The organism is Roseateles sp. (assembly GCF_044373315.1).
GTDB lineage: Bacteria > Pseudomonadota > Gammaproteobacteria > Burkholderiales > Burkholderiaceae_C > JACDQM01.
On record NZ_JBILQK010000213.1, the window covers coordinates 1 to 2,685 of the forward strand.

Sequence of the window (2,685 nt, forward strand, 5' to 3'; positions counted from 1 at the left end):
GAGCATCGGCCTGGAAAGCAACGCGCACTTCACGCAACTTGAAGCACTGATTGCGGCCGTAGACGCCCGGCTCTACGAAGCCAAGCGCCAAGGCCGCAATCGAATCAGCGCTGGATCGCCTTGAAGACCCCCCGCCACCTCCGACGGGGCAGGCTGCGCCATCGCTTGAGCAAAGCGGTGGCTATACTGAAAAAACGCCAACGCTATTGATCAGAATGACGTCGATCGATGACACCGACCGCGAACTCATCGCCTTGCTGCGGGCGGACGGTCGAGCCACCGTCGCCGCACTCGCGGCAAAGCTGAAAGTGGCTCGCGGCACCGTGCAGAACCGCATGGCCAGACTGCAGCGAGACGGCATCATCGTCGGCTACACGGTGCGCCTCAAGCCCCAGGTCGAGAGCCATCGCATCCGCGCCCTGATGAGCATCGCCGTCGAAGGCAATACCAGCCAGGAGGTGCTGATGTCTTTGCGAGGGCACCCCAACGTCTCGGCGATCTACACCACCAACGGGCGCTGGGACATCGTGGCCGAGTTGCAGGCTGAATCCCTGGAAGCGTTTGACCGCGTCTTGAGCGCCATCCGCTTGTTCAAGGGGATTGCGAACACCGAAACGAGCATTTTGCTGTCCACCCACAAACTCTGAGGCCTGCCGCAATCAAGGCGCCACCCTCACCCGCCTCGCCAGTTCTGCATCACCGATGCGCAGAAAAGAAAAGAGCCACCGCGAGGGTGGCTCTGTCATTGGCGGAGAGGGAGTCTGCGTCCGCCGATATTCAACACACTGCATCTTGTCTCAGAGATCGCTCATTCCATAGGGAACCACCGTTTCCGCTTGTCTCATACGCCACATCCAATATCATCTCTTCTCAAATTTGATGTTGGGTCGGATGTTGGATTGCAACGTAGGGACAAAAGATGCCGAAGCTCGCCGCCGAACTATCAGCCATCGAGGTCGGGCGACTGGTCGCCCCTGGGTTCTACGCTGTTGGTCGGGTCGCCGGCCTGCACTTGCACATCACGCCGAGCGGTTCTCGTTCCTGGGTACTGCGTGCCGTGGTTGGCGCCAAGCGCCGCGACATTGGCCTAGGCGCCTACCCTGGTGTCAGCTTGGCCGAGGCGCGGAAGAAAGCTCAGGACACCCGAGACGCTATCGCGGCAGGCAATGACCCGGTGGCCGATAAGCGCGCCGCACGAGCTGCCTTGAAGGCTGCGCAGTCCACAGCACGCACCTTCAAGGCTGTTGCCCTGGCCTACATCGAGGCACACAAGCATGGATGGAAGAACGAAAAGCACGGGGCGCAGTGGAGGTCAACCCTAGAGGCCTATGCCTTTCCGGTGCTGGGTGACCTGCTGGTGGCTGAAGTCACGAAGGAGCACGTGCTCGATGTACTGCGCCCAATCTGGACGACGAAGACGGAAACGGCAAGCCGCGTGCGAAGCCGCATTGAGCTTGTGCTGAGCTATGCGATGCAAGCAGGGTATCGACCCGAAGGACTGAACCCGGCGAGGTGGCGCGGTGGCTTAGATGCTCTGCTGCCAAAGCCGTCCAAGGTCGCAAAGGTCGAACACCGAGCAGCGCTCCCGGTAGACCAGATGTACGCCTTCATGCAGCGCCTGGCTGCGGCCGAGGGCATGGGCGCCCGTGCGCTGCACTTCGCCATCCTGACCGCCGCACGGTCGGGCGAGGTCCGAGGCGCGACCTGGGCAGAGATCGATATAGACGGCGCCGTCTGGACGATTCCGGCGAACCGGATGAAGGCAGGTAGGGAACACCGCGTTCCTCTTAGTGCCGCCGCCGTTGAGTTGCTGAATGCGCTGCCACGCATCGAGGGCAACGACCTGTTGTTCCCGGCAGTCCGAGGCGGGCAACTGTCGGACGCGACCATGCAGGCAGTCATCAAGCGGATGGGCTTGGCGGTTGTTCCGCATGGATTCCGCAGCACCTTCCGCGACTGGTCTGCCGAGCGCACCAACTACCCACGAGACCTCTGCGAGATGGCGCTGGCCCATGTCATCAAGGACAAGGCGGAGGCAGCGTATCGACGCGGTGATTTGTTCGAGAAGCGCCGGAAGATGATGGCCGACTGGTCCGCCTTCATCGCCACCCCGCCCGCCGTTGGCAAGGTCTACGCTCTCAAGGCATCGAAGGAGGTGGCATGAGCACTGAGCCTCACTCGACCACCCCCGATAGCAGCACTGAGCGCATCGGTGCGTCGATTGACCACCAGGGCGCCGTTAACCACGATGCCCACATCCAGGCTTGGCTCTGGCACTTGCGCGGCTGGCGACACGATGGGCAATTCCACGGCCACCCTAAACCGCCCAACGCTGCGGATGACTTCGACCTGAGCAAGATACGCGCATGCTTCAAGTCACCGATGAAGCTAGGCCGGCGCAGACAGGTCGAACTGTTGATTGGCCGACGAATTGCAACGGTCACCGTGGAGCGGATCCGCGCAGTCAGACGTGGCCGGCCCACAAGCCGAACGGTCTTAGATGCAATCGCCGATGAGACCCTGAAGCTGCTCGCCAAGGAGTGGAGAAAGTCCGAGTTGCCTAGGGAAGCTCTGCACAAAGCACCGCCGGTTGTGCTCGGTGCCGATTGAAGAGGTTTCGTGACGCCGGTGTCGTCGTCAGCAGCAGGTTTTGGGTGCATTTGCGCATCAACGTGCCGCTGGTTT

Annotated in this window: 3 protein-coding genes; all 3 read left to right on the forward strand. The window is 61.7% G+C overall.

Annotated elements, in window-relative coordinates; all coding sequences use genetic code 11:
* The first annotated feature begins 215 nt into the window (after positions 1 to 215).
* The 3 genes from ACIQ67_RS20550 (at position 216) to ACIQ67_RS20560 (ending at position 2,610) form a co-directional block, all read left to right on the forward strand.
* A complete protein-coding gene (locus ACIQ67_RS20550; protein ID WP_397536230.1) occupies positions 216 to 647 on the forward strand; it encodes an Lrp/AsnC family transcriptional regulator in 432 nt (143 codons plus the stop codon).
* 272 nt (positions 648 to 919) lie between these two features.
* Positions 920 to 2,164 carry a tyrosine-type recombinase/integrase gene (locus tag ACIQ67_RS20555; RefSeq protein WP_397536231.1) on the forward strand — a complete coding sequence of 415 codons (1,245 nt, stop codon included), beginning with the start codon at positions 920 to 922 and terminating at the stop codon, positions 2,162 to 2,164.
* A complete protein-coding gene (locus ACIQ67_RS20560; protein WP_397536232.1) occupies positions 2,161 to 2,610 on the forward strand; it encodes a hypothetical protein in 450 nt (149 codons plus the stop codon). Before ACIQ67_RS20555 ends, ACIQ67_RS20560 begins: the two co-directional genes overlap by 4 nt.
* Positions 2,611 to 2,685: the final 75 nt, after the last annotated feature.

Coding starts and splice junctions, on each gene's coding strand:
- ACIQ67_RS20555 (WP_397536231.1), top strand. CDS start 920: ATGCCGAAGCTCGCCGCCGAACTATCAGCCATCGAGGTCGGGCGACTG.
- ACIQ67_RS20560 (WP_397536232.1), top strand. CDS start 2,161: ATGAGCACTGAGCCTCACTCGACCACCCCCGATAGCAGCACTGAGCGC.
- ACIQ67_RS20550 (WP_397536230.1), top strand. CDS start 216: ATGACGTCGATCGATGACACCGACCGCGAACTCATCGCCTTGCTGCGG.